Here is a 23407-nt window from a genome sequence, read left to right as displayed (position 1 = left end):
ACCGGCCCCACCGACCGGGCCGCACGCCGACGGCCGGGCGCGGTCAGGCGCCCAGGAACGCGGCGAGCGCGTCGGCGTACATGTCCACGTCGTGAGCACCCATCAGTTCCCGCGCCGAATGCATCGCCAGCTGCGGTGCGCCGACATCGACGGTCGTCAATCCGGTGCGCGAGGCGGTGATGGGGCCGATCGTCGAGCCGCACGGGAGATCGGCCCGGTGGACGTACCGCTGCAGGGGAACGTCGGCGCGCTCGCACGCCAGCGCGAAGGCGGCGGCGCCGGACGCGTCGGTGGCGTAGCGCAGATTCTGGTTGACCTTGAGCACCGGGCCGCCGTTGACCTCGATCCGGTGAGCGGGTTCGTGCCGCTCGGCGTAGTTGGGATGAGTGGCGTGCGCCATGTCGCCGGACGCGTGGATCGATCCGGCCATCGTGCGCAGAAACTCTTCGCGACCGCCGCCGCGGGCCAGCACGATCCGCTCGAGGACCGTGTTCATCAGATCGGAGAACGCGCCTCGGTCGGACATGCTGCCGACCTCCTCGTGATCGAAGAGGGCGAGCACGGGCACCACGTCCTCGGCCCCGGCCGCGGCAGCGAGCAGCGCCGACGTGCCGGCGTAACAAGTGCCCTGGTTGTCCAGTCGCGGCGCACTGACCAGGTCCTCGGTCAAGCCGACCACCGCGGACGGGGCCAGATCGTGAGTCATCAGCTCCCACCCCAGAACGTCGACCGAGTCGACACCCACCTCGTCGGCCAAGAACCCGAGGAACGAGCGCGGCGAGCGGCCGGTGCCCCAGATCGCGTTCAGATGGTTCTGCGGATTCGGCGTCACGCCCTTGCGGTCCTCGGACAGGTGGATCGCGAGCTGCGGCACTCGCAGGATCGGCCGATCGACGCGTACCAGGACCTCGCGCACCGCGTCGCCGTCCCGCACCCCGAGACGGCCGGAGATGCCGAGGTCACGGTCGAGCCAGGAGTTGAGCCACGCCCCGCCGTACGGCTCGAGGCCCACCATCTGCCACCCGGCCGACGTCAGATCGGGGTTCTGTTTGACCCGCAGATTGGGGCTGTCGGTGTGACCGCCGACGATGCGGAAGGGGCCGTCCGGGCAGTTCTCGGTGGACCACGCGATCAGCGAGCCTCCGCGTACCACCAGGTAGCGGCCCGGCTCGCCGGGCCAGCTCTCGGTCTCGTCGACGACGGTGAAACCGTTCGCGACCAGTTCCGCCGACACGGTCGCCACGACGTGGAACGGCGAGGGCGACGCGTCCACGAAGGAACACAGTCCGGATGCAGTGGCCGAGGTGAGGGACGCCATGGGTGTCGATGGTAGGCGCGGACGGTCCGCGCGGTCGCCGGTGCCCGTAGTGTCGCGACCGACGGGTCCGCCGGATCGGTGAAGTGCCAGTGCGGCAAGTGAAACTGCGAGGAGAGTCCGATGCCCGGTTGGGTAGAGCACGCCATCTGGTGGCAGGTGTATCCGCTGGGATTCGTCGGCGCCGAGACCGACGCGATCGACGGCGTCGAGCATCGGCTGGACCGCATCGGCGACTGGTTCGACTACCTTCTCGACCTCGGGTGCAACGGACTCTCGCTCGGCCCTGTGTTCGCGTCGTCCACGCACGGCTACGACACGGTCGACCACTTTCGCGTCGACGGCCGCCTCGGTTCCGCCTCCGACCTCGACGCCCTGATCGCCCGCGCGCAGGACAAGGGTGTGCGAGTCCTCTTCGACGGCGTCTTCAACCACGTCGGTCGGGGGCACGCGAAATTCGTCGAGGCCATGGAACAGGGCCCCGACTCGGACGCGGGGCGCTGGTTCCGGTGGACGAACGGTGAACCGGTGGCCTTCGAGGGCCACGACCTGTTGGTCACGCTGAACCACGACAATCCGGCCGTGCAGGACCACGTCGTCGACGTCATGACCCACTGGCTGGGCCGCGGCATCGACGGGTGGCGTCTCGACGCCGCGTACGCGGTGTCCCCGGAATTCTGGGCTGCCGTACTGCCGCGGGTTCGCGAGAGCTATCCCGACGCGTGGATCGTCGGCGAGATGATCCACGGCGACTACGCGGATTACGTGACGCGCGCGGGACTCGACTCGGTCACCCAGTACGAGCTCTGGAAAGCCACGTGGAGCGCGCTGAACGACGCGAATCTGTTCGAGTTCGCCCACGCACTGGGCCGCCACGACGAGTTGCTCGGCACCTTCGTCCCGGCCACGTTCGTGGGCAACCACGACGTCACGCGCATCGCCAGCACGCTCACCGACGAGCGCCACGTGGACATCGCCACCGCTCTTCTGCTCTTCACCGCGGGCGTGCCGAGCATCTACTACGGCGACGAGCAGGGTTTTCGCGGTGTGAAGGAAGAACGCGTCGGTGGTGACGACGCGATCCGGCCGGAGTTCCCGGCGTCGTCGGAGGACCTGGCGCCGTACGGCTGGCCGACCTACCGAATGCACCAGACGCTCATCGGAGTTCGGCGGCGCTACCCCTGGTTGTACCGCTCTGCGTCGGAGGTCTCGCACCTGTCGAACACGGGTGTGTCGCTGACGGCGACGGACCCGGATTCCGGGACGCGCCTCACGCTCGTGGTCAATCTGTCGGACGACGAGGTGCGGGCGCCGAGGGGCGAACTGCTCGCGGGCGCCGAGCACACGGGCGAGAAGGTCGCACCGCACGGGTGGGGCATCTACCTGCGGTAGTTCCCCGTGTGGGGCATGGCGTCAGGCCGAGACGATGGCGTCCAGTGCGGAGTAGAAGATGCCGAGGCCGTCGTCGCTGGGCCCGGTGAGTGCCTCGGTGGCGTGCTCGGGGTGCGGCATGAGTCCGACCACCCGACCGTTCGCCGACGAGATGCCCGCGATGGAGCGCTGCGAACCGTTGGGGTTGTCGCCGCTGTAGCGGAACACGACGCGCCCCTCACCCTCGAGCTCGTCGAGCACCGACTCGGACGCCTGGAAGCGTCCCTCGCCGGACTTGAGCGGAACCAGGATCTGCGCCCCCGCCTCGTAGCGGGACGACCACGCCGTCGACGTGCTCTCCACGGTCAACCACTGGTCCCGGCAGGTGAAGTGCAGGTTGGCGTTACGGGTCAACGCTCCGGGCAGCAGACCGGCTTCGCACAGGACCTGGAAGCCGTTGCAGATGCCCAGTACCGGCATACCCTTGCGCGCGGCGTCGATCACGGCTCCCATCACGGGAGCGAAGCGTGCGATGGCACCGGCACGGAGGTAGTCACCGTAGGAGAAGCCACCGGGAACGACGACCGCGTCGACGCCCTTCAGATCCTCGTCTCCGTGCCACAGTCCGACCGCCTCGGCGCCGGAGGCGGTCACGGCGCGGGAGGCGTCGATGTCGTCGAGGGTGCCGGGGAAGGTGATGACGCCGATTTTGGCCGGTCGGTTGTCCACGGGAAGGCCGGAGGCCGGTCGGTTGTCCATGCCGCTCACAGCCGGGTCACTTTCCATTCCTCGATGACGGTGTTGGCCAGGAAGGTCTCGGCGATCTGGTCGAGCGTGGCGTCGTCGACGTCGTCGGACACCTCGAGCTCGAACCGCTTGCCCTGCCGCACATCCGAGATGCCGGTGAATCCCAGTCGGGGAAGCGCACCCACGATGGCCTGGCCCTGGGGATCGAGAATTTCCGCCTTGGGCATGACGTCGACTACGACACGGGCCACGTGAGAACTCCTGATGCTTCGGTAACGGTGCGGGGGCGTGATGGTGGAACCTGCGGAAGTTTACCCACCGGACCCTGCCGTCCACGAACCCGGCGCATACTCGTGGCATGGAGCTGACTCACTTCGGACATTCCTGCGTGATGGTGTCGCTGGCGGGGTCCACCGTCCTGTTCGACCCGGGGAACTTCTCCCACGGTTTCGAAGGCATCACCGGGCTGGACGCCATCCTGATCACGCATCAGCATCCCGATCACGTGGACGCCGAACGTCTGCCGGCGTTGCTCGAGGCCAATCCCGACGCGGCGCTCTACGCCGATCCCCAGACCGCTCACGAACTGGGCGCGGCGTGGACCGCGGTGGCGGCGGGCGACGCCTTCACCGTCGGTGACGTGCACGTGACGGGCGCGGGCGGCACCCATGCCGTCATTCATCCGGACATCCCGCTGATCGACAACACCGCCTACCTGCTGGGCACAGCGGAGCGGCCCGCGCAGTTCCTGCATCCGGGCGATTCCCTCGTGGTGCCGGTGGCGCAGGTCGACGTGCTCGCTCTGCCCACCGCGGCGCCCTGGCTCAAGCTCAGCGAAGCGGTGGACTTCCTCCGGGACGTCAACCCTCGCGTCGCCTTCCCCATTCACGACGCAGTCGTCGCCGATCAGGCCAAGGGCATCTACTTCGGCCGCTACGCGGACATGGCCGCCGAGGGCACCGAGTTCCGGACGTGGAGTCCGGAGAACACGCTGTCGGTCAGCTGAGCGCACGCCCGGCGGCGCGGCCGGAGAAGATGCAGCCGCCGAGGAACGTGCCCTCGAGCGAGCGGTATCCGTGTACGCCGCCGCCGCCGAACCCGGCGACCTCGCCGGCCGCGTAGAGACCCGGGAACGGTGTTCCGTCGGCCCGGAGGACCTGCGAGTTCAGGTTGGTCTGCAACCCGCCCAGCGACTTTCGGGTCAACAGGTGCAGCTTCACCGCGATCAGTGGGCCGGACGCCGCGTCCAGCAGCTTGTGCGGTGACGCGATGCGAGCGGCCTTGTCTCCCTTGTACTGTCGCGCCGCGTGGATGGCGGAGATCGACAGATCCTTGCTGAAGGGGTTGTCCATCTCGCGATCGCGCGCGACGACGATGCGTTCGATGTCCGCCGCATCCAGCGTGACCTCGCCGATCTTGTTCATCCCGGCGACCAGTTCGTCCACGGTGTCGGCGAGGACGAAGTCGACACCGCGCTGCTTGAACGCCTCGATGGGACCGGGCGCTCCGGCGCGCACGCGTTCGAGCAGCTTCACGACGCTCTGGCCGGTGAGATCGGGATTCTGCTCCTGGCCGGACAGGCCGAATTCCTTCTCGATGATCTTCTGGTCCAACACGAACCACGTGTAGTCGTACCCGGTGGAGACGATGTGCTCGAGCGTTCCCAGGGTGTCGAATCCGGGAAACAGCGGCGCCGGGAGCTGCTTACCGGTGGCGTCGAGCCACAGCGACGACGGTCCGGGAAGAATGCGGATGCCGTGGTTCGGCCAGACGGAATCGAAATTGGTGATGCCCTCGGTGTAGTGCCACATGCGGTCCGGGTTGATGACGGTGCCCCCGGCGTTCTGCGCGATCTCGAGCATGCGGCCGTCGACGTGGGCCGGGACGCCGGTGAGCATCCGCTCGGGTACGCGACCCATGCGCGTCGGCCAGTTCTTCTTCACCAGATCCCAGTTACCGCCGATACCGCCCGAGGTGACGATCGTTGCGCCCGCGGCGAATTCGAACTCCCCGACCACGGTGCGCGAGGATGCGACTCCGCGATCGAGCTCGCACGGTTCGAGGACCGAGCCCCGGACGCCGGTCACGACGCCGTCCGTGGTCACGAGTTCGTCGACCTGGTGCCGGAAGGCGGTGACGACGGAGCCGCGCTCGATTCCCTCCCGCACGGTCTTCGCGAAGATCTCGACCAGCGCGGGCCCGGTTCCCCACGTCAGGTGGAACCGGGGCACCGAGTTGCCGGGCCCCGTCGCGCCCTGACCACCACGCTCGGCCCACCCCACCAGCGGGAAGATCTTGAGTCCGCGCTCGCGGAGCCAACTGCGCTTCTCACCCGCGGCGAACGCCACGTAGGCCTCCGCCCACTGACGCGGCCAGTGGTCCTCGTCGCGGTCGAACCCGGCGGTTCCCATCCAGTCCTGCAGCGCGAGTTCGTAGGAGTCCTTGATCCCGAGTCGTCGCTGCTCCGGGCTGTCGACGAAGAACAGGCCGCCGAACGACCAGAACGCCTGACCGCCGAGGTTCGCCTCGCTCTCCTGGTCGACGAGGATCACGCGCTTGCCCGACGCCATCAATTCGGCGGTGGCGACGAGTCCGGCGAGTCCTGCTCCGACGACGATGACATCGGCTTCCGTTGTCCTCATGGAATCACCGTATACGGCGAATTCGGTGACCGAGGAGGCTCGCGCGATCTGACCGCCGCGGCCCCGTCGGAACGCGCGCACCGTGCAGTGAGACGCGCACCGTGCACGGTGCGCGTGTCGCCGCAGGGTGCGCGGGAGGTCGTTGCGGCGTCGTGTCAGCGCCCGGGGTAGCTGGCCCGCAGGTGCATCCTCTCCCCCTGCGGTCCGAAGATGCCGAGGTACTCCACCGGCGCAGTGTCCGCGGAACCGAACCAGTGCGGCAGGTGCGTGTCGAACTCCGCCACCTCGCCGGGCCCCAGCACCAGGTCCTGCTCCCCGAGAATCAGCCGCAGTCGGCCGTTGAGGACGTAGAGCCAATGATACCCCTCGTGCGAGCCCAGCGCCGGATCCTCCACCCGCGGGCCGGCCGGGATGATCTGCTTGAACGCCTGCAGTCCCCCCGGCCGCCGAGTCAGCGGTACCACCGTCATGCCGTGGCGCGACTGCGGCTTCAGGTGTACCCGGGGGTCGCCGGTCTCCGGGGCGTCGACGATGTCGTCGAGCGGGACCTCGTAGACCTTCGCGAGCGGCAGCAGCAGTTCGAGACTCGGTTTGCGCTGGCCGGACTCCAATCGCGACAGAGTGCTCACCGGAATCCCGGTTCGCTCGGACACCACGGCGAGCGTCACGTCCGCACGACGCCGCAGCGCGCGCAACCGGGGGCCGATCGCCGTCAGGACGGAGTCGACGTCGTCGGATCCAGGGGTCGCGGTCATGTTCGCTATTGCACTTTCAGCAAAGTTGTTTGTCAAATTCACACGTACGGGTGCAGGGTGTCGCCATGACATCGCACACCCACACCACAGCCGACGTCCTGGTGATCGGCGGCGGCTCCGCGGGCCTCAGTGCCGCCCTGATGCTCGGCCGCGCGCGCCGCCGAGTCGTCGTCCTGGACAACGGGACTCCCCGCAACGCACCGGCCTCCCACATGCACGGCGTCCTCGGACGCGACCACACCTCGCCGCTCGACTACCTGAAGAACGGGCGAGCCGACCTCGAGCGGTACGACGTCACCGTCGTCGACGCCACCGTCGATACGCTCTCCGGAAGCGTCGGGGACTTCACCGCGACCACCGACGACGGGCGCCACTTCACCGCTCGCCGCCTCGTCGTCACCACCGGCATGACGGACGTCCTGCCCGAGATCGAGGGCGTGGCGGAGCGCTGGGGTCGCGACGTCGTCCAGTGTCCGTACTGCGACGGGTGGGAAATCCAGGACCGACGCATCGGCGTACTCCACACCGGACCTTTCAGCGTTCATCACGCTCGGATGTGGCGGCAGTGGACCGACACGCTCACCTACGTCACCAACGGGAACGCCCTGACCGACGAGGACCGCGAGATGCTCGTCGCCCGCCGCGTCGAGATCGTCGAGACACCCGTCGATCACGTGGTGACGGAACAGGATCGACTGTCCGGCCTCGCCCTGGAAGACGGGACGAGCGTCGAACTCGACGCCCTCGCCGTGGCCACGACATTCACCGCACGCTGCGCCCTTCTCGACCCGCTCGGCCTCGTCACCGTTGCCCACCCCACCGGATTCGGCGACATCGTCGAGGCCGACGCGATGGGCGCGACCTCCGTCCCCGGCGTGTGGGTGGCCGGAAACCTGAACAACCCTCAGCACACGGTCATCGCGGCCACGGCTGCCGGCGCCTTCGTCGGAGCAGCGGTCAACGCCCACCTCATCGACGAGGAGACCGAGTCGGCGGTGCAGCGACGTCGCCACCCCACGGTCCTCGACGGTGCGTTCTGGGACGAGCTCTACCGCGGAGCCGAGCAACGATGGAGCGGCAATCCCAACGCGTCCCTGGTCAGCGAAGTCGAGCACCTGAAACCCGGCCGCGCGCTCGACGTCGGCGCCGGCGAAGGCGCCGACGTGCGCTGGCTGGCCGAACACGGGTGGACCGTCACCGCCGTGGACATCTCTGCCGTCGCCATCGAGCGCGCTCGGGCCACCCATCCGGACGTGGCCTGGGAACAGCGGGATCTACTCGTCGATCCGTTCCCGACGGCATCGTTCGACCTCGTGTCGATGCACTACTTCGGCATCCTGCGTTCGGCGGGACCGGAGGCTCTCGCCTCGCTGGTCGACGCCGTCGCACCGGGCGGGACGCTGCTCGTCGTCGGCCACACCCCGGTTCCCGGTCACGACTGGGCCGGGTTCGCCCCGACCGACTTCGTCTCCCCACACGCGATCGCGCTGTCGCTCGACGCGAACGAGTGGACCGTTCACACCGACGAGACCCGGCCCAGGGTGTCGCCCACGAGTGGGTCCGGCGTCGGTCACCACTCCGACGACGTGCTGATCGCGGTCCGCAGGCGCCCCTGACGCCGAAGCGGCTACCGTTCCCTCATGGTGACGGCGACCGCTCTGCGCGCACGCTTCGCGGCGGCGCTGTCCCGTATGTACGGCGACGAGGTTCCGGCGTACCGGACCCTCGTCGAGGTCGCAGCGGCGGTCAATCGCGACGTCCTGACGCGAGACGGAGCCGGCGCGGAGCGGTGGGGATCGATCGAGCGCGTGACCGCCGAGCGGCACGGGGCCATCCGCGTCGGATCCGCGACCGAGCTCCGGGACGTCACGCGCCTGTTCGCGGCGTTCGGCATGCATCCTGTCGGCTTCTACGATCTGCGCGAGGCCGCGACCCCGATCCCCGTGGTCTCGACCGCGTTTCGACCCACCGATCCGGAGCAGTTGGCGCGCAACCCCTTCCGTGTGTTCACCTCGATGCTCGTCACCGACGACCGCCGGTTCTTCGACCGGGATCTCCATCGACGCCTCGACCGCGCACTCGCGACTCGGACGCTGTTCTCCCCCCAGCTACTGGACCTGGCCGACCGCGTCGGCGGCGAGGGTGGTGCCGAGGACGACGACGCCGACACGCTGATCCGACTCGCCACGGCCGCGTTCGAACTGGACCGGAATCCGGTGGACCGCGGGTGGTACGCCGAGCTCTCCGCCGTGTCCCCGGTGGCCGCCGACATCGGTGGCGTGGCGTCCACCCACATCAATCACCTGACACCGCGGGTGCTCGACATCGACGAGCTGTATCGGCGCATGACCGCCCGCGGCATCGAGATGATCGACCGCATCCAGGGACCGCCGAGCCGTCCCGGACGCGATGTTCTGCTGCGGCAGACCTCGTTTCGTGCGCTGGCCGAACCCCGACTCTTCCGGGAAGCGGACGGCCGCGTGTTCTCGGACGAGGTGCGCGTGAGGTTCGGCGAAGTGGAGGCGCGCGGGGTGGCCCTCACCCGTGCGGGTCGTGAACGGTACGACACCGCGATGGCCGCGCCGAATCCGGACGCGTTGTGGGACAACCACTTCCCCACCACCGAGACCGCACTCGCCGCGTCGGGTCTGGGGTACTACACGGTCGCGGCCGCGGACGGCCTCGGACCGCGGCCGCCGACCCGCGCGGAGCGGATCGAGCAGGGGTGGGTAAGAATCACCCCGGTGGTCTACGAGGACTTCCTGCCGGCGTCGGCCGCGGGAATCTTTCGCTCCAACCTCGACGGGGACGGTGCGGTGAGCGCGGAGGTCGAGGGCACACCGTGGTCGAGGCACGCGCTGGCCGAGGCCATCGGGCGCCCGATCGCCGATCCCTACGACCTCTACGACGCCGCGGTGGAACGATCCTGGGCGGCCGCGGAGCGGTGAGTCAGGCGACGGTGCGCGAACGTGTACCCGGGACCCATTCGTAAACAGCCGATTCCGCGCCGTGGAAACGAGCCAGATCGATGGCGTCGAGCATGGCCGTGCGAGGTCCGGGGCGGCCGAGCTGCTTGGCACCGACGGAGAGGCGCACCACTCCGCCGCGCCGCGCGACCCGTCCGGCACCCATGACGAGCGCTTTGCACCACCACGGCTCCGAGGTTCCCGGCTCCCAGACGTAGCCGGCCGACCCGGTGCCGAACCCTTCACCGATTCCGTAGACCCGCGAGCGCACCCGCGTTCCGCGCTCGAGGTCGTGCACCGCGCCGAGGCCGGCGAACGTGCGGAACCCCACCGACGGCAGTGCGGCGACCGCACCCGGCGACGCCACCCACCGCGGCGGTGCGAACACGCGGGTTCGCAGACCGATCTCTTCCATCACCCGATCCGCGGCGGTGAGGCGCAACCGCGCTTCGTGTGCCGGCAGCATCGCGAACTCGGCGCGGCGGCGCTTGGTCGCGGCCTGATCGTAGCCGTGCAGCACGATGGAATCTCCGTGCCGACGGCGCTCGCGCAACCACTCCTGCGTCTCGTCGTCCCTGGTCAACCGGTACTTGTCCTTCAACCGCGGGGCCACGAGAAGCGAGACGCGCACGCCGCGCTCGTCCATGTCGGCAGCGAACGCGGCCGCGTGTTCGCGGGTCTCGTCACGAATGCCGGACACGGAGACGATCAGCTGGGCTCCACCACTGCTCATGAACAAAGACGGTGGCACACGGACATGTACACCGGTCACAGCGAGAGTGAACGCCGGCCCAACGATCGCCGTACGGACTCAGAGGGAGGGGACCGGCAGCACCTTGTCGATGGCCGCGAGGACCTCGGGGGCGTCGGGCTCGGTACGGGGGCGGAACCGGTTCACCACCTCACCGTGCGGCGAGATGAGGAACTTCTCGAAGTTCCACTGCACGTCGCCGGCCTCGCCGTCGGCGTCGGGGGTCTGCGTGAGCTCGGCGTACAGCGGGTGACGGTTCTCGCCGTTCACGTCGACTTTTTCGAGCAGCTGGAACGTGACTCCGTACGAGGTCGAGCAGAACGTCTCGATCTCCTCGGCCGTGCCCGGCTCCTGGCCGCCGAACTGGTTGCACGGCACTCCGACCACGGACAGTCCGCGATCCGAGTACTCCTTCGCGAGCTTCTCCAGCGCGGTGTACTGCGGCGTCAGACCGCACTTCGACGCGACGTTCACCATCAGCACGGCGCGGCCGCGGTATTCCTCGAGAGACGTCGGCGCCCCACCCAGGGTGTTGATGCCGATGTTCTGCAGTTCAGTCATGCGGACACAGTACCGATCGGTAACCCGGCTGCGCATCACGCGGTCACGACGCAGAAATCCGGTGCAGAATCCCTCGCGTGGCGAAGAATTCTGCACCGGATTTCGGGTGCCGATGTCAGTTCTTGACGAGCTCCGGCTTGTCCGCCGGATCCTGCGCCGGACCGTGACCGTCATCGACCATGGTGGTCTCGTCGAACGGAAGCTTGCCGCCGAGTACGTCCTTGACGCGGTCGTTGTCGATGGTCTTGGTCCAGGTACCCACCAGCATGGTGGCGACCGCGTTACCCGAGAAGTTGGTGACGGCGCGGGCTTCGGACATGAACCGGTCGATACCGACGATCAGGCCGATGCCGTCGAGCAGTTCGGGGCGGTGGCTCGAGAGCCCGCCGGCCAGCGTGGCCAGGCCCGCACCGGAGACACCGGCCGCACCCTTGGAGGCGATGATCATGAACAGCAGGAGTGAGAGCTGCTCACCGAATTCGAGCGGCTGTCCCATGGCGTCGGCGATGAAGATCGAGGCCATCGTCAGGTAGATCGCGGTGCCGTCGAGGTTGAACGAGTAGCCGGTGGGGACGACCACACCGACCGTGGTGCGCTGGACTCCGACGTGCTCCATCTTGGCGATGAGGCGCGGCAGGGCCGACTCGGAGGACGACGTGGCGACGATCAGCAGGTACTCGCGGCCGAGGTACTTGCAGAGCTTGAAGATCGAGACACCCGAGACGATCCGCAGGATGGTGCCGAGGATGCCGAAGACGAAGATCGTGCAGGTCAGGTAGAAGGCGATCATCAGGGTGCCGAGCTGGATGACGGCGTCGAAGCCCGTGTCACCGACCACCTTCGCGATGGCGCCGAAGGCACCGATCGGGGCGAGCCACAGGATGCCGGCCAGGATGCGGAAGACCAGCTTCTGGATGGACCCGATGCCACGCAGGATGCCTTCGCCCTGAGCGCCCATGGCCTGGATGCCGAAGCCCACCAGCAGTGCGACGAACAGGGTCTGCAGCACGCTTCCCTCGGTCAGCGAGGACAGCAGCGAGGTCGGGATGATGTTCTGGAAGAACTCGAGTGTGCCGCCGCTCTCCGCGGCTTGACCGGCCAGCTCGGCGCCGGCGTCCGGATCGCCCTGGATGTTCAGGCCCGACCCCGGCTGGATCAGGTTGCCGACCACCAGTCCGATGGCCAGCGCCGCCGTCGACATCGCGATGAAGTAGCCGAGCGCGAGGCCACCGACTCGACCGACGCTCGCCGCCGCCTTGACGGACCCGATGCCGAGCACGATGGTGCAGAAGATGACCGGGCTGATCATCATCTTGATCAGGGACACGAACATCGTGCCGAGAACGCCGAACTCCGATGCGACCTCCGGAGAGACCAGACCGAGGACGACGCCACCGATCACGGCGACGATCACGGCGCTGTAGAGCCAGTGGGTCTTGTCGCGCTTCTTCTTGGGCGGTGGGGTCGTGTTGTCGGTTCCCGCGTCGATGCTGGTTGTCATAAGTGTTCGTCCTTAGGATCAAGCGCGTGAGGTGGCTCACGCTGGGCTGTTGTGAATGGTGGTCCAGACCGTGAGCCGAGTCACCCTTGAGTGCATTTCGTTCACGTGTTCAGCCGTTTCGGGCGAACACCGCCCGACCCCGAGAGGCCCACCGTGACCGCCAGGACCCGACGCAATCGCAGTGTCGCGAGGCAGCTCTTCCTGTGGCAGCTGGGCGTCGTCGTCCTGCTCGTCGCGCTCGGTGGTGCGGCTGCCCTCTACGACGAGCGGCAGGACAGCGACGACGCGACACGGCGCGAGGTCGTGGCGATCGCGGTCGCGTTGGCCACCGCACCCTCCACGCGAGACGCCGTCGAGAACGCCGACCCGACCGCCGTCCTGCAACCGGTGACCGAGCGAATTCGCGCGGAGACCGGGGTCGACTTCATCGTGGTGATGGCCCCGGACCGCACCCGCTACACGCACACCAGGACCGAGCTGATCGGCGGATCGTTCACCGGGAACATCGAACCGGCCCTGGAGGGCGGCACGTTCACGGAGAGTTTCGTCGGTTCGCTCGGGCCGTCGATCCGCTCGGTCACCCCGATCGAGGACGACGGCCGCGTCGTCGGGCTCGTGTCCGCGGGCGTCACGCGCCAGAAGATCTCGGACCAGTTCGTCTCGGGGCTGCCGGCGATCGTGTCCATCATCGCCGCCGCGCTGCTGCTGGCCGTCGCGGCCTCGACCGCACTGAACCGCCGACTCAATCGGCAGACGCTGGGCCTCGCACCCGGCGAACTACGGTCGATGTACGACCAGAACGATGCCGTATTGCATTCCATCGGTGAGGGACTGGTGGTGTGGACGGATGAGCCGGAGGCCGATCTGGTGAACGACGAGGCTCGTCGGCTGCTCGATCTGCCCACAGGACCGGTGACGCGAGACGATCTCCCCGTGTCCCTACGCAACCTCGGCGACGACGGCGTCCGGGACGAGATGCATCTGACGGATTCACGCGTTCTCGTGGTCAATCAGAACCCGGTGCTGCGAGGACACCGCCGCCTCGGAACGGTCACCACGATCCGCGACCACACCGAGCTGCAACGCGTTCTGGGAGAACTCGATTCGATGACGAGCTTCGCGGAGTCACTGCGGTCGCAGGCGCACGAGAGCGCGAACCGATTGCACACCGTGATCACGATGGTGGAGCTGGGCCGGACCGAGCAGGCGGTGGAGTTCGCGACGAAGGAGCTCGCGCTGTCTCAGCATCTCATCGACCGACTGATGGGCACGGTGCAGGAACCCGCTGTCGCCGCCCTGCTGCTGGGCAAGGTCAGCCAGGCCGCCGAGCAGGGTGTGGAACTCACCGTCACCGACGACACCGCGCTGTCCGAGACCACGTTCGATCGCCACGAATTGGTGACCCTCGCCGGAAATTTGATAGACAATGCGATCGACGCCGCCAAGGAGTCGGACCAACCATGGGTGGAGGTGACCGTGCGGGAGCAGGGCTCCGATCTGGTGGTTCAGGTGGCGGACAGCGGCCCCGGTATGGATCCGGACGCACTGGCCACGGCGCGCACGCGTGGTTACTCCACGAAATCGGGATCGCGCGGACTCGGCCTGGCCCTCGTTTCCCAGGTCGTCGCCCGCCATCACGGGCGGTTGGAGTCGGAGAACACGTACGGGTCGGTCGTGACGGCAACCGTCCCCGTCGACTCGCACGATTCCGATCGAACCCCGCCGGCCCCGGCATGATTCGCGTCCTGATCGTCGAGGACGAGCCCCTCATCGCCGAGGCCCACGGGAACTACGTCGGCCGGGTGCCGGGGTTCGTCCTCGGTGGGGTCGCGCACTCGGGCAGTTCCGCGATGCGGTCGGCATCGAAAGCGATCGCGGACGGCACCCCGTTCGACCTGGTGCTGTTGGACATCGGCCTGCCCGACGCCAGTGGGATCGACGTCGCCGCGGCTCTGGGTGGCCTTCGACCGGGGCCCGACGTCATCGCGATCACCTCGGAGCGCGACCTGGCCGTGGTCCGGTCCGCCGTGGCCCACGGGGTGGTGCTCTATCTGCTCAAGCCGTTCACCTTCGCCGCGTTCCGGGACAAGCTGGAGCGGTATCAGGAGTTCCGCAGCGCGCTCCGGGATGGCGAATCCGCGGTCAGTCAGCGCGACATCGACCGCGCCATGGCGTCGCTCCGCACCGCGGACGAGCGTGCCGCTTCCCCCAAAGGCATTGCCCCGCAAACGTTGACCGAGATCTCGAACAGCGTTCGTGCCGAACCGGAGGGCCTCGGCGCCTCCGAGGCCGCCAAGGCGGTGGGCGTCTCCCGGGTCACAGCGTGGCGCTACCTCGAACGGCTCGCCGACGACGGACTCGTCGAGCGTCACACCGAGTACGGGCGGGCCGGGCGACCGCAGGTGCGGTACCGCTGGCGCTGACCGAACCGGTCACGCCTGCAGCGGCACCCGGCGCCGGAGGAATTCGATCTGGTCCGCCACGACGGTCTCGAAGGCCTCCCCCACGTAGATCGCGAAATGCCCGTACGGATACCGCATCACCTCGGCATCGGACAGCCGGCGTGCGTGGCGCAGTGTGGCTTTCGCCGGCGCGACGGTGTCGGGGTCACAGACCGCGAAGAACACCGGACACGTGATCGTGCGGGCGATGCGCCCCGGGAAATAGCGCAGGATGTTCAGCGCGAAACGAGCCGCGACCTCGTTGCGGAAGTCGCTCCCCGGCGGTTGCAGCGCCCGAAAACCCTCCAGCGCGTCGTCGCTCGCCATCAGCGCTGTCCCTCGATGCTCTGCGGCCAGCGGCACCAGTACCGGCTCCCGCCCTCGAACGGCCGCAATCACGTCGCGCACGGCGAGCGGGGCGATGGTCGCCGTGGTCCGAAGGGGAGTGACCGCCGCCGAGGCGAGGCCGTCGGTGAAGGGGCACTGCGCGATCACCGCAGCCACGCGCGCGTCACGGGCGGCGGCGACCAGCGCGTGGCCTCCGCCGAAGGACGAGCCCCACAACACGATCCGACCGGTGTCGACGCCCGCCAGCGTGCGGGCGAAGGCGATGGCCGCCGCCCAGTCCTCGAGTTGTCGGCCGATGTCGAGCAATTGCCGAGGCTGTCCCCCACTGGCGCCGAAGTGCCGATAGTCGAAGACGAGGCACGCGTAACCGGCCGCGGCGAACCGCTCCGCGTAGGCATCGAGTCTCATCTCTCGAACGCCCCCGAGGCCGTGGGCCATGACGACGATCGGCGGCGGACCGGCGCCGTCCGGCCGGTACACCCATGCCGCGCAGTACGAATCCCCCGATACGAACTCGACGTCGTCCCGATCCACTTCGACCCCCCCGGTTTCGTTTCGACCCGGCCTCACGTTCGGATCCGGACGATCCTCGCACCACACGGAGGAGCCGTCCAGACCCGGAACGAAAGTCAGTCGTCGGTCACACCCCACTCGGCACCGGACCGGTCGATGACCCACGCGTGCTCGAAGGCGACTTCACGCCACTTCTCGTAGCGCCCGCTCACCCCGCCGTGGCCGGCGTTCATCTCCGTCTTGAGCAGGATCGGTTCGGTACCGGTGTTCACCGGGCGCAGAGCCGCGACCCACTTCGCCGGTTCCACGTAGAGCACGCGGGTGTCGTTGATCGACGTGATCGCCAGGATCGCCGGATACGGCTGCTCGGCGACGTTCTCGTACGGGCTGTACGACTTCATGTAGTCGTAGACGGCCTTGTCCTCCAACGGGTTACCCCACTCGTCCCACTCGATCACGGTGAGTGGAAGGGACGGGTCCAGGATCGACGTCAGCGGGTCCACGAACGGGACGTTGGCCATGATGCCCGAGAACAGTTCCGGGGCGAGGTTGGCGACGGCACCCATCAGGAGTCCACCGGCACTGCCGCCGTCGGCCACCAGATTCGCGGGCGTCGTGTGACCACGATCGATCAGGTGGCGAGCGGCCGCGATGTAATCGGTGAAGGTGTTCTTCTTGGTGAGCGTCTTGCCGTTGTCGTACCAGAGACGCCCCATCTCGCCCCCGCCGCGCACGTGAGCGATGACGAAGACGATGCCGCGATCGAGCAACGACAACCGCGCCACCGAGAAGCTCGGGTCCATGCTCGCCTCGTAGGACCCGTAGCCGTACAGGATGGTCGGGGCGGGGCCCTCGACGTCCGCGCGCGCGATCACCGACAACGGGATCTCGGTGCCGTCCTCCGCCGTCGCCCACTCCCTCGACTGCGTGTATCGCGAGGGATCGAAGTCACCCAGCACGGGCTGCGACTTCCGCAGGATTCGCTCACCGGTGGCGAGGTCCAGATCGTAGATCTGCGACGGAGTGATGAACGAGGTGTAGCCGAACCGCAGCAGCGGTGCGTCCCACTCCGGATTCGACGCGAGTCCCACCGAGAACAGGTCCTCGTCGAACTCGAGCTCCTTCGGCTCGCCGTAACCTTCGTCGGTCAACGGCCACAGCGCCATTCGTGGGATCGCCCCGCGCCGGTAGGACAGCACGAGGTGGTCGGCGAACGCGTCCACGTCCTCGAGGCGCACGTCCTCGCGGTGTCCGACCAGGATCGTCATGTCGCTGGGGTCGTCGACCGGCGCCTCGGCGAGAACGAAGTTCTCGGACTTCACACCGTCCACCACGTCGTTGTGCATGACGAGGAATCGATCTCGCCCGGCGACGACGGCATGTTCGGCGTTGTACTCGACTCCGTCGCGGCGAGGAAGAATCACGCGGAACTCACCCGTCGGGTCGTCCGCGCTCAGGAACCATCCCTCGGTGGTCACCTTCGAACCGACCCAGATCATGAGGTACTTCTCGCTGCGAGTGGATCCGAAGCTCACCCAGAACGCCTCGTCGGGCTCGTGGAAGACGACTACGTCCTCGTCCGCCCGGGTCCCCACGCGGTGACGCCACACCTTGTCCGGGCGCCACGAATCGTCGACGGTCTGATAGAAGAGGAACTGCTGATCGGCGGACCAGGTGGCACCGGGTGCGGTGCCCTCGATCTCGTCGGCGAACAACTCGCCGGTGCGAAGGTCCTTGATGCGCAACGTGTATCGCTCGTCACCGGCCGTGTCCACCGAATAGGCCAGCAGATGGCCGTCGTCGCTGAGGGCGAAAGCGCCGATGGAGAAGAACTCGTGTCCGGTGGCCAATTCGTTGGCGTCGAGCACGATCTGCTCGTCCGCGATGTCGGCGCCGACCTCGAGATCCGGAGGCGTCCAGTCGTCCTTCGACGCGACCGGGCAGCGGCACTGGATGCCGTAGCTCTTCCCCTCGACGGTTCGGCCGTAGTACCACCACTCGCCGCGACGGGTGGGGACCGAGAGATCGGTTTCCTTGGTACGCGACTTGATCTCGCGGAAGATCTGCTCCTGCAACGGCTTCAGATGCTCGGTCAGCCGATCGGTGTACTCGTTCTCCGCCTCGAGGTACGCGATGACCTCCGGATCGGTCTTGTCCCGCAGCCACTCGTAGTGGTCGACGAAGGTGTCACCGTGGTGCGTGCGCTCGTGCGGTACCCGCTTGGCCACCGGAGGCGCGAGGTCGGGATGGTTCTCGGTCACGGTGTCGCGTTCGGTCACGAGGAGATCCAATCGTCGAAGGAAAGTCCGGAGATGCGTTCGTACGCCTCGATGTAGCGATCCCGCGTTCGTGCGACCACCGACTCGGGCAGCGGGGGCGGCGGGGAATCACCGTGGCGATCCCACCCCGATTCGCCGGTGAGCCAATCGCGGACGAACTGCTTGTCGAAGCTGGGCTGCGTACGCCCCTCGGTGTAGCCGTCGGTGGGCCAGTACCGCGACGAGTCGGGAGTGAGCACCTCGTCGGCGAGCACCAGTCCCCCCTGCGCGTCGAGACCGAACTCGAGCTTGGTGTCCGCCAGGATGATGCCGCGCTCGGCCGCGAACTCCGCGGCCCTGGTGTAGATCTCGAGCGTCGCGGTCCGCAACCGCTGCGCGAGGTCCGCGCCGACCGCGCCGACGACGGCGTCGAAGTCGATGTTCTCGTCGTGATCGCCGAGTTCTGCCTTGCTGGCGGGCGTGAAGATCGGCTCCGGAAGTCTGCTGGATTCGGTCAGCCCGCTCGGCAGGCTCACCCCGCAGACCGATCCGGTCTCGCGGTAGTCGATCAACCCCGAGCCGGTCAGATAACCACGCGCCACGCACTCGACAGGCAGCATCTCGAGGCGTCGCACCACCAGCGCGCGGCCGAGCACCTCCTGCGGAATCCGTGGGTCGTCGGCCGGTCCGGCGAGGTGATCGTCGACGCCGAGGCGGTCGAAGAAGAACACGCTCATAGCGGTCAGCACCCGGCCCTTGTCCGGGATGGGCGTGTCCAACACGAAGTCGTACGCAGAGATGCGATCACTGGCCACGAGGAGCAGATGATCGTCGTCGATGCGATGGAGGTCGCGGACCTTGCCGGCCGCCAGATGCGGGTAGTCAGACAGTGAGGGGCGCACGACGCTCCACCCTAGTCCGGCGTCGGAGGCGTCTGACAGTCTGTAGTCGTACGCAGACGAAAGGATCGGTGGTGACAGCACCCCAACCGGTCAGTGTGGGGTTCCGATCCCAGCGGGGCCCCATCCTCGCGGCGCTGATGCTCAGCAACTCCCTCGTCGCACTCGACTCGACGATCATCGCCACCTCGGTGCTCACCATCGTCGACGATCTGGGCGGCTTCTCGCGGTTCCCGTGGTTGTTCTCCGTCTACCTCCTGGCCCAGGCCGTGACGGTGCCGATCTACGGCAAGCTCGCGGATCTGTTCGGCCGCAAACGCCTCGTGCTGTTCGGTATCGCCGTGTTCGCGCTCGGGTCGGTGCTGTGCGGGCTGGCCTGGAGCATGCCGTCGTTGATCGCCTTCCGTGCCCTTCAGGGCATCGGCGCCGGGGCTGTGCAGCCGATGGTCCAGACCATCGCGGGCGACATCTACACGGTGCGCGAGCGGGCGAAGGTCCAGGGCTACCTCGCGAGCGTGTGGGCGATGTCGGCGATCGTCGGTCCGACGCTGGGTGGGGTGTTCTCGGAATTTCTGTCCTGGCGGTGGATCTTCTTCGTCAACGTCCCGTTGTGCGCGGTGGCGGCGATCGTCCTGTACCGCAGGTTCGACGAGAAGACGCCCGCGAAGACGTCCGTGCGCATCGATTACGCCGGGGGCCTGCTGCTGACGGTGGGTGCCGGCGCGCTGATCCTCGGACTGCTGGAAGGCGGTCAGTCCTGGGCCTGGACGTCCCCGACGTCGCTGGTGGTGTTCGGGCTCGGGGTGCTGAGCACGATCGCCTTCGTCCTCGTCGAGCGCAGAGCGCAGTCGCCGATCCTTCCCCTCTGGGTGCTGACCCGACGCGTCCTGGTGGCCACCAGCGCCGTGGCTGCCGTCATCGGCACGGTGGTGCTGACGCTCACCACGTACGTGCCCACCTTCGCGCAGGGCGTGCTGGGATACGGCGCCCTGGTGGGCGGATTCGCGCTGGCTCCGCTGCTGCTGTCGTGGCCGTTGATGTCGTCGCAGTCGGGAAAGGTCTACCTGAGGATCGGGTTCCGCCGGACGGCCCTCATCGGCAGCGTGGCGGTCCTCGCGGGCGCGGGGCTCACGCTCACCCTGAACGTGGACTCGTCGATCTGGCAGGTCGCGCTCGCGTGCCTGGTGATCGGCGCCGGCATGGGCTTCGTGGCGAGTCCGGCGCTGATCGCAGCTCAGTCGAGTGTCGACTGGTCCGAACGCGGGGTGGTCACCTCGACCAACACGTTCGCCCGCTCCATCGGCAGCGCCGTGGGCATCGCGGTGTGCGGCGCCATCGTGAACGCGAACGTGAGTGCCGACCCCGCCCCGAGCGATCTCGCCGACGCGCTGCACCTGGTCTTCTACACGGTGCTCGGCGGTGCCGTTCTGCTGGCTTTGGCCGCGCTCAGCATGCCCGGCGGCACGGTGGACACGGGTGAATCAGACGTCGAGGACGGTCACAGACCGACGCGCTCGAGCAACGCTTCGAACTCTTCCTGAGCCTGCGCCTCGGTCTTGCCCTCGCGGAGTGCGCGGGCGTATCCGGCGAGCGCCATCTTCTCGTAGCGCTTGTAGTTCGCGAGCCACTCCTCGGCCTTGGCGCGCCAGTACCCGATGACCGAGCACTGTGCGGTGCCGAAGCCCCACTGCTTGCGCACGTGGGAGCGCACCCCGCGAGAGACCGCGGCTTCGCCCGCGAACCACACGTAGCCGGTTCCGTCGGGGCGGTCGAACGAGGTGACGGCGTCGAGCAGAACGCTGGCGGTGCGCCCGTTCCCCGTCCCGATGCGCCAGTCCACGGTGACGTCGCCGACGGAGACGAACTCCTGCACGTCGGCCTCGTCGAGTACTTCGAGGATCACGTGGGCCCGTTGTCCGGGCATCAGCTGTTCGAGGGCGCGACCCACGGCCGGAAGTCCGGTCTGGTCGGCGACGAGAAGCTGCCAGTCGGTGCCGGCAGGCACGGCGTACCACGAGCGGGGGCGGGAGAACACGACCTGGTGGCCGGGCTGCGCGTTCTGCGCCCAGTCCGACGCGATGCCCACCTCGTGCAGGACGAAGTCCACCGTCACGGTGGACGCGTCGCGCTCACGGACGGTGTAGTTGCGGCAGTTGGGACGCGTCGCGGCGTCGTGGTAGCACCACGAGCCGTTGATGCAGGTCATGGGCGGCAGAGCGTCGTCCATCGCGGCCGGGAAGTAGATGGTCACGCACTCGTCGGGTGCGGACTTCCCGACGTATCCGCGGAGGTCCTCACCACCGAAGATCACGCGAACGATGCTGGGAGAGAGGCGTACGACGGACTGAACCGTGGCGTAGTAGAAGCCGGGTTCGATCTCGGCGATCGTGTCGAACTCGAGTGCCGTGGACATCGGCTCCCTCCCGTCGTGACGTCGAATGGAACCCGGCGCCTGAGGCAAGCCTAACCATGCCGATGGATCGACGCAATGGGCTCGGCCCGCGAGATCACCACGCGACCCCGACGGTTCAGTCGGCGCAGTTCGGCACGTCGGCCGATGCCTCCGCGTCGAGCGTCTGCGGCTGGATCGGCACCCGCGCCTCCCCCGGCGCCGTGGGTTCGACGAGATCGAGCACCAGCGTGCGTGTCTCGCCGGGCTCCACGACGAGCGGTGTGTAGAACACCGGACGGCCTCGCTCCGTCATCGTCAGCAGGAAGGTCTTCTGCCCGTCCAGAGTGGCGTCGACCAACTCGGATCCCGTGGTGGTGAACACCTCGAGCACGGAGCGATTGGTTCCGGGCGGTCCCTCGTACGCCGTCGACTCGTTCTGCCGGCCGGCGATGTAGCGCGGGTACTCCTGCGCGGGCGCGGTATTGGTGACGGTGGCCGTGATCTGCGTCCGACGGGTGTCACCCTCGCACGACTCCGCGGTGTACGCCGTGTCGCGGCGGAGGTAGTAGTCGAGCTTGCCGCCCGCCCCGTTGTTCACGACCACCGCGGCGTACGGCGCCGCGTCCTCGGGAACCTCGTGGGCGATGGGGGTGCCGGACAGCGCGGCCTGGATCTCGGGGTTCGCACTCCACACCGCGGTGTGGCGTTCGCTCACCCCTCGCCCGATGGCTTCGAGAAGCCGCTCCGGAGAACTGATGGAACCCTGCACCTTGGCGAACACGCCGGCGGCGATCGACTGCAGGTACTCCTTGCGTGCGTTGTTGTCGTCCTCGAACCGGAAGTACGCCTGCGACTGGGTCAGGTCCACGACGTTGTCCGCGGTGATCTGCTCGCCGTCGGCGAGGATCACCGGGCCGACCACGTCGAGGATGTAGCTCAACGCCACGGGATCGGTCGCCAGAACGCCGTCCACCGATTGCCCCGACTCCTGCTGCCAGATCGAGCGCAGGATCTCCCCCGTGTAGGGGAAGTGTGGGCTCACGTTCGCGTTCTGCCAGTTCGACGTCGCGTCGTACTGGGCGTAGTTCCGTGCGAAATCCGGGCCGAGATCGATGGGGTCGTAGGAGGGCTGCAATTCGGTGTTCCGCGCCAACTCGTCGAGCGTGATCCGGCCGCGATCGGCGTCGACGATCGCGAACCCGCCCATGAGACCGCCGGTCCCGCGCGACTCGGACCCCGTCTGGAACGCGAGGAAGTAGCTGGTCGGTGTCGTCTCGCCGAGCATCTCCGGCAGGACCTGCGCCGCGAGCGAGGTGTTGGTCAACAGGTTGGACAGATCCCCGAGCTGCGCGCGGAAGGATTCGGCGGCGTCCGTGACCTGCCCGACGTAGGTGTCGGTGTCGAGCGCGGCGGTCCGCTCGTTCAGAGCCGCCGCGGAACCGGAGATCTGCGCGAGGGCCGGAGCCGACTCCCGGAGCGAGGCGAGGTCGATGGTGCCGTCGTCGGCGCGCAGCTCGCCGGGATTCAGCGCCGAGCCCACCTCCACGGCGGGATCGAGGACCTCGGTGGTGACATCGCGGACGATGTCGCTGAGCGGTCCGACCACCTGCAGCGGACTGCCGAGCCACGGAACTGCCGCCGCCGCACGCCAGATCGGGGACCCGGTGGCGTCCGCCGCGTCGCCGGACGACGCGATGGCGTCGTCGACTCTCGCCCGAGCCGTCTCGGAATCGCCCTGGACGATAGCCGCGCGTGCGGCGACGACGTCGTCTCGTGCTGCGGCCAGACCCGTGTAGGCGGTGTAGACGGCATATCCCAGCCACGCCAGCAGCGCGAGCACCAGGACGAGGGCGAGCAGGATCCAGGTGCGCGCAGAGAATCGGCGCGGTCGATCGGCGTGGTCGCGCGCATGCGTGGAGGGACTGTGATGACTCATCGGATGGAGAA

Annotated in this window: 20 protein-coding genes; 7 read left to right on the top strand and 13 right to left on the bottom strand. The window is 68.1% G+C overall.

Going from position 1 to position 23407, the window contains the following annotated elements; translation table 11 throughout:
• Window positions 1-43 precede the first annotated feature (43 nt).
• Complete coding sequence (locus ACY466_RS05810) at window positions 44-1318, bottom strand: M18 family aminopeptidase (RefSeq protein WP_463250599.1); 1275 nt, start codon at window positions 1316-1318, stop codon at window positions 44-46.
• A 120-nt stretch (window positions 1319-1438) separates the two neighbouring features.
• Here ACY466_RS05810 and ACY466_RS05805 point away from each other — a divergent pair, with 120 nt between their 5' ends.
• Complete coding sequence (locus ACY466_RS05805; RefSeq protein ID WP_463250596.1) at window positions 1439-2707, top strand: alpha-amylase family protein; 1269 nt, start codon at window positions 1439-1441, stop codon at window positions 2705-2707.
• 21 nt (window positions 2708-2728) lie between these two features.
• On the opposite strand, the gene purQ is transcribed toward ACY466_RS05805, so the two are convergent.
• Together purQ and purS are read right to left on the bottom strand one after the other, a co-directional pair.
• Window positions 2729-3445, bottom strand: coding sequence for a phosphoribosylformylglycinamidine synthase subunit PurQ (purQ, locus tag ACY466_RS05800; RefSeq protein ID WP_463250594.1), 717 nt, complete (start codon window positions 3443-3445; stop codon window positions 2729-2731).
• A gap of 5 nt (window positions 3446-3450) precedes the next feature.
• Window positions 3451-3684, bottom strand: a complete 234-nt coding sequence (gene purS / locus ACY466_RS05795; RefSeq protein ID WP_463250592.1) for a phosphoribosylformylglycinamidine synthase subunit PurS — start codon at window positions 3682-3684, stop codon at window positions 3451-3453.
• 107 nt (window positions 3685-3791) lie between these two features.
• Here purS and ACY466_RS05790 point away from each other — a divergent pair, with 107 nt between their 5' ends.
• Window positions 3792-4439, top strand: a complete 648-nt coding sequence (locus ACY466_RS05790) for an MBL fold metallo-hydrolase (protein WP_463250590.1) — start codon at window positions 3792-3794, stop codon at window positions 4437-4439.
• Here ACY466_RS05790 and ACY466_RS05785 read toward each other — a convergent pair.
• Both ACY466_RS05785 and ACY466_RS05780 read right to left on the bottom strand, forming a co-directional pair.
• Window positions 4432-6075, bottom strand: coding sequence for an FAD-binding dehydrogenase (locus ACY466_RS05785; protein ID WP_463250587.1), 1644 nt, complete (start codon window positions 6073-6075; stop codon window positions 4432-4434). The genes ACY466_RS05790 and ACY466_RS05785 overlap by 8 nt on opposite strands.
• Before the next feature lie 155 nt (window positions 6076-6230).
• Window positions 6231-6830 (bottom strand): helix-turn-helix domain-containing protein, encoded by a 600-nt coding sequence (locus ACY466_RS05780; RefSeq protein ID WP_463250585.1) that lies wholly within the window; start codon window positions 6828-6830, stop codon window positions 6231-6233.
• Between the two features lie 65 nt (window positions 6831-6895).
• Between ACY466_RS05780 and ACY466_RS05775 the strand changes: the two genes are divergently transcribed.
• Together ACY466_RS05775 and hglS are read left to right on the top strand one after the other, a co-directional pair.
• Window positions 6896-8446, top strand: coding sequence for an FAD-dependent oxidoreductase (locus tag ACY466_RS05775; protein ID WP_463250583.1), 1551 nt, complete (start codon window positions 6896-6898; stop codon window positions 8444-8446).
• Between the two features lie 24 nt (window positions 8447-8470).
• Window positions 8471-9778: a 2-oxoadipate dioxygenase/decarboxylase gene (hglS, locus tag ACY466_RS05770; protein WP_463250581.1), complete on the top strand. Its 1308-nt coding sequence runs from the start codon at window positions 8471-8473 to the stop codon at window positions 9776-9778.
• Between the two features lies 1 nt (window position 9779).
• On the opposite strand, the gene ACY466_RS05765 is transcribed toward hglS, so the two are convergent.
• From ACY466_RS05765 to ACY466_RS05755, 3 genes are all read right to left on the bottom strand, one after another.
• Window positions 9780-10529 (bottom strand): DUF2334 domain-containing protein, encoded by a 750-nt coding sequence (locus ACY466_RS05765; RefSeq protein WP_463250578.1) that lies wholly within the window; start codon window positions 10527-10529, stop codon window positions 9780-9782.
• 78 nt (window positions 10530-10607) lie between these two features.
• A complete protein-coding gene (locus ACY466_RS05760) occupies window positions 10608-11108 on the bottom strand; it encodes a glutathione peroxidase (RefSeq protein ID WP_463250576.1) in 501 nt (166 codons plus the stop codon).
• 115 nt (window positions 11109-11223) lie between these two features.
• A complete protein-coding gene (locus ACY466_RS05755) occupies window positions 11224-12609 on the bottom strand; it encodes a cation:dicarboxylate symporter family transporter (protein ID WP_463250575.1) in 1386 nt (461 codons plus the stop codon).
• A 153-nt stretch (window positions 12610-12762) separates the two neighbouring features.
• Here ACY466_RS05755 and ACY466_RS05750 point away from each other — a divergent pair, with 153 nt between their 5' ends.
• A complete protein-coding gene (locus tag ACY466_RS05750) occupies window positions 12763-14346 on the top strand; it encodes a sensor histidine kinase (protein ID WP_463250573.1) in 1584 nt (527 codons plus the stop codon).
• On the top strand, window positions 14343-15032 hold the full coding sequence (locus ACY466_RS05745) for a response regulator (protein WP_463250571.1): 690 nt from the start codon (window positions 14343-14345) through the stop codon (window positions 15030-15032). Before ACY466_RS05750 ends, ACY466_RS05745 begins: the two co-directional genes overlap by 4 nt.
• Before the next feature lie 9 nt (window positions 15033-15041).
• Here the strand turns inward: ACY466_RS05745 and ACY466_RS05740 are convergent, their stop codons facing one another.
• The 3 genes from ACY466_RS05740 to ACY466_RS05730 all read right to left on the bottom strand — a co-directional run bounded on the left by ACY466_RS05740 (window position 15042) and on the right by ACY466_RS05730 (window position 19071).
• Window positions 15042-15932, bottom strand: coding sequence for an alpha/beta hydrolase (locus ACY466_RS05740; protein ID WP_463250569.1), 891 nt, complete (start codon window positions 15930-15932; stop codon window positions 15042-15044).
• A 95-nt stretch (window positions 15933-16027) separates the two neighbouring features.
• Window positions 16028-18190 carry a S9 family peptidase gene (locus ACY466_RS05735; protein WP_463250567.1) on the bottom strand — a complete coding sequence of 721 codons (2163 nt, stop codon included), beginning with the start codon at window positions 18188-18190 and terminating at the stop codon, window positions 16028-16030.
• Window positions 18187-19071, bottom strand: coding sequence for a phosphoribosylaminoimidazolesuccinocarboxamide synthase (locus ACY466_RS05730; protein ID WP_463250564.1), 885 nt, complete (start codon window positions 19069-19071; stop codon window positions 18187-18189). The genes ACY466_RS05735 and ACY466_RS05730 overlap by 4 nt, the downstream gene beginning before the upstream one ends.
• A 68-nt stretch (window positions 19072-19139) precedes the next feature.
• Here ACY466_RS05730 and ACY466_RS05725 point away from each other — a divergent pair, with 68 nt between their 5' ends.
• Window positions 19140-20609: an MDR family MFS transporter gene (locus tag ACY466_RS05725; RefSeq protein ID WP_463250563.1), complete on the top strand. Its 1470-nt coding sequence runs from the start codon at window positions 19140-19142 to the stop codon at window positions 20607-20609.
• Here ACY466_RS05725 and ACY466_RS05720 read toward each other — a convergent pair.
• Together ACY466_RS05720 and ACY466_RS05715 are read right to left on the bottom strand one after the other, a co-directional pair.
• Window positions 20567-21481: a siderophore-interacting protein gene (locus tag ACY466_RS05720; protein WP_463250561.1), complete on the bottom strand. Its 915-nt coding sequence runs from the start codon at window positions 21479-21481 to the stop codon at window positions 20567-20569. The genes ACY466_RS05725 and ACY466_RS05720 overlap by 43 nt on opposite strands.
• A 115-nt stretch (window positions 21482-21596) precedes the next feature.
• On the bottom strand, window positions 21597-23396 hold the full coding sequence (locus ACY466_RS05715) for a DUF4012 domain-containing protein (RefSeq protein WP_463250559.1): 1800 nt from the start codon (window positions 23394-23396) through the stop codon (window positions 21597-21599).
• Window positions 23397-23407 lie beyond the last annotated feature (11 nt).

The sequence above is a fragment of the Rhodococcus sp. K11/5 genome (assembly GCF_055193735.1).
Note: the sequence above shows the minus strand (reverse complement) of the source record. Positions and strands in the feature narration are given on the sequence as shown.

What these genes read in the sequence shown, in the direction of transcription:
- ACY466_RS05810 (WP_463250599.1), bottom strand. Translation starts at nt 1,318, where the DNA reads ATGGCGTCCCTCACCTCGGCCACTGCATCCGGACTGTGTTCCTTCGTG.
- ACY466_RS05805 (WP_463250596.1), top strand. Translation starts at nt 1,439, where the DNA reads ATGCCCGGTTGGGTAGAGCACGCCATCTGGTGGCAGGTGTATCCGCTG.
- purQ (WP_463250594.1), bottom strand. Translation starts at nt 3,445, where the DNA reads ATGGACAACCGACCGGCCTCCGGCCTTCCCGTGGACAACCGACCGGCC.
- ACY466_RS05790 (WP_463250590.1), top strand. Translation starts at nt 3,792, where the DNA reads ATGGAGCTGACTCACTTCGGACATTCCTGCGTGATGGTGTCGCTGGCG.
- ACY466_RS05785 (WP_463250587.1), bottom strand. Translation starts at nt 6,075, where the DNA reads ATGAGGACAACGGAAGCCGATGTCATCGTCGTCGGAGCAGGACTCGCC.
- ACY466_RS05780 (WP_463250585.1), bottom strand. Translation starts at nt 6,830, where the DNA reads ATGACCGCGACCCCTGGATCCGACGACGTCGACTCCGTCCTGACGGCG.
- ACY466_RS05775 (WP_463250583.1), top strand. Translation starts at nt 6,896, where the DNA reads ATGACATCGCACACCCACACCACAGCCGACGTCCTGGTGATCGGCGGC.
- hglS (WP_463250581.1), top strand. Translation starts at nt 8,471, where the DNA reads ATGGTGACGGCGACCGCTCTGCGCGCACGCTTCGCGGCGGCGCTGTCC.
- ACY466_RS05765 (WP_463250578.1), bottom strand. Translation starts at nt 10,529, where the DNA reads ATGAGCAGTGGTGGAGCCCAGCTGATCGTCTCCGTGTCCGGCATTCGT.
- ACY466_RS05760 (WP_463250576.1), bottom strand. Translation starts at nt 11,108, where the DNA reads ATGACTGAACTGCAGAACATCGGCATCAACACCCTGGGTGGGGCGCCG.
- ACY466_RS05755 (WP_463250575.1), bottom strand. Translation starts at nt 12,609, where the DNA reads ATGACAACCAGCATCGACGCGGGAACCGACAACACGACCCCACCGCCC.
- ACY466_RS05745 (WP_463250571.1), top strand. Translation starts at nt 14,343, where the DNA reads ATGATTCGCGTCCTGATCGTCGAGGACGAGCCCCTCATCGCCGAGGCC.
- ACY466_RS05720 (WP_463250561.1), bottom strand. Translation starts at nt 21,481, where the DNA reads ATGTCCACGGCACTCGAGTTCGACACGATCGCCGAGATCGAACCCGGC.
- ACY466_RS05715 (WP_463250559.1), bottom strand. Translation starts at nt 23,396, where the DNA reads ATGAGTCATCACAGTCCCTCCACGCATGCGCGCGACCACGCCGATCGA.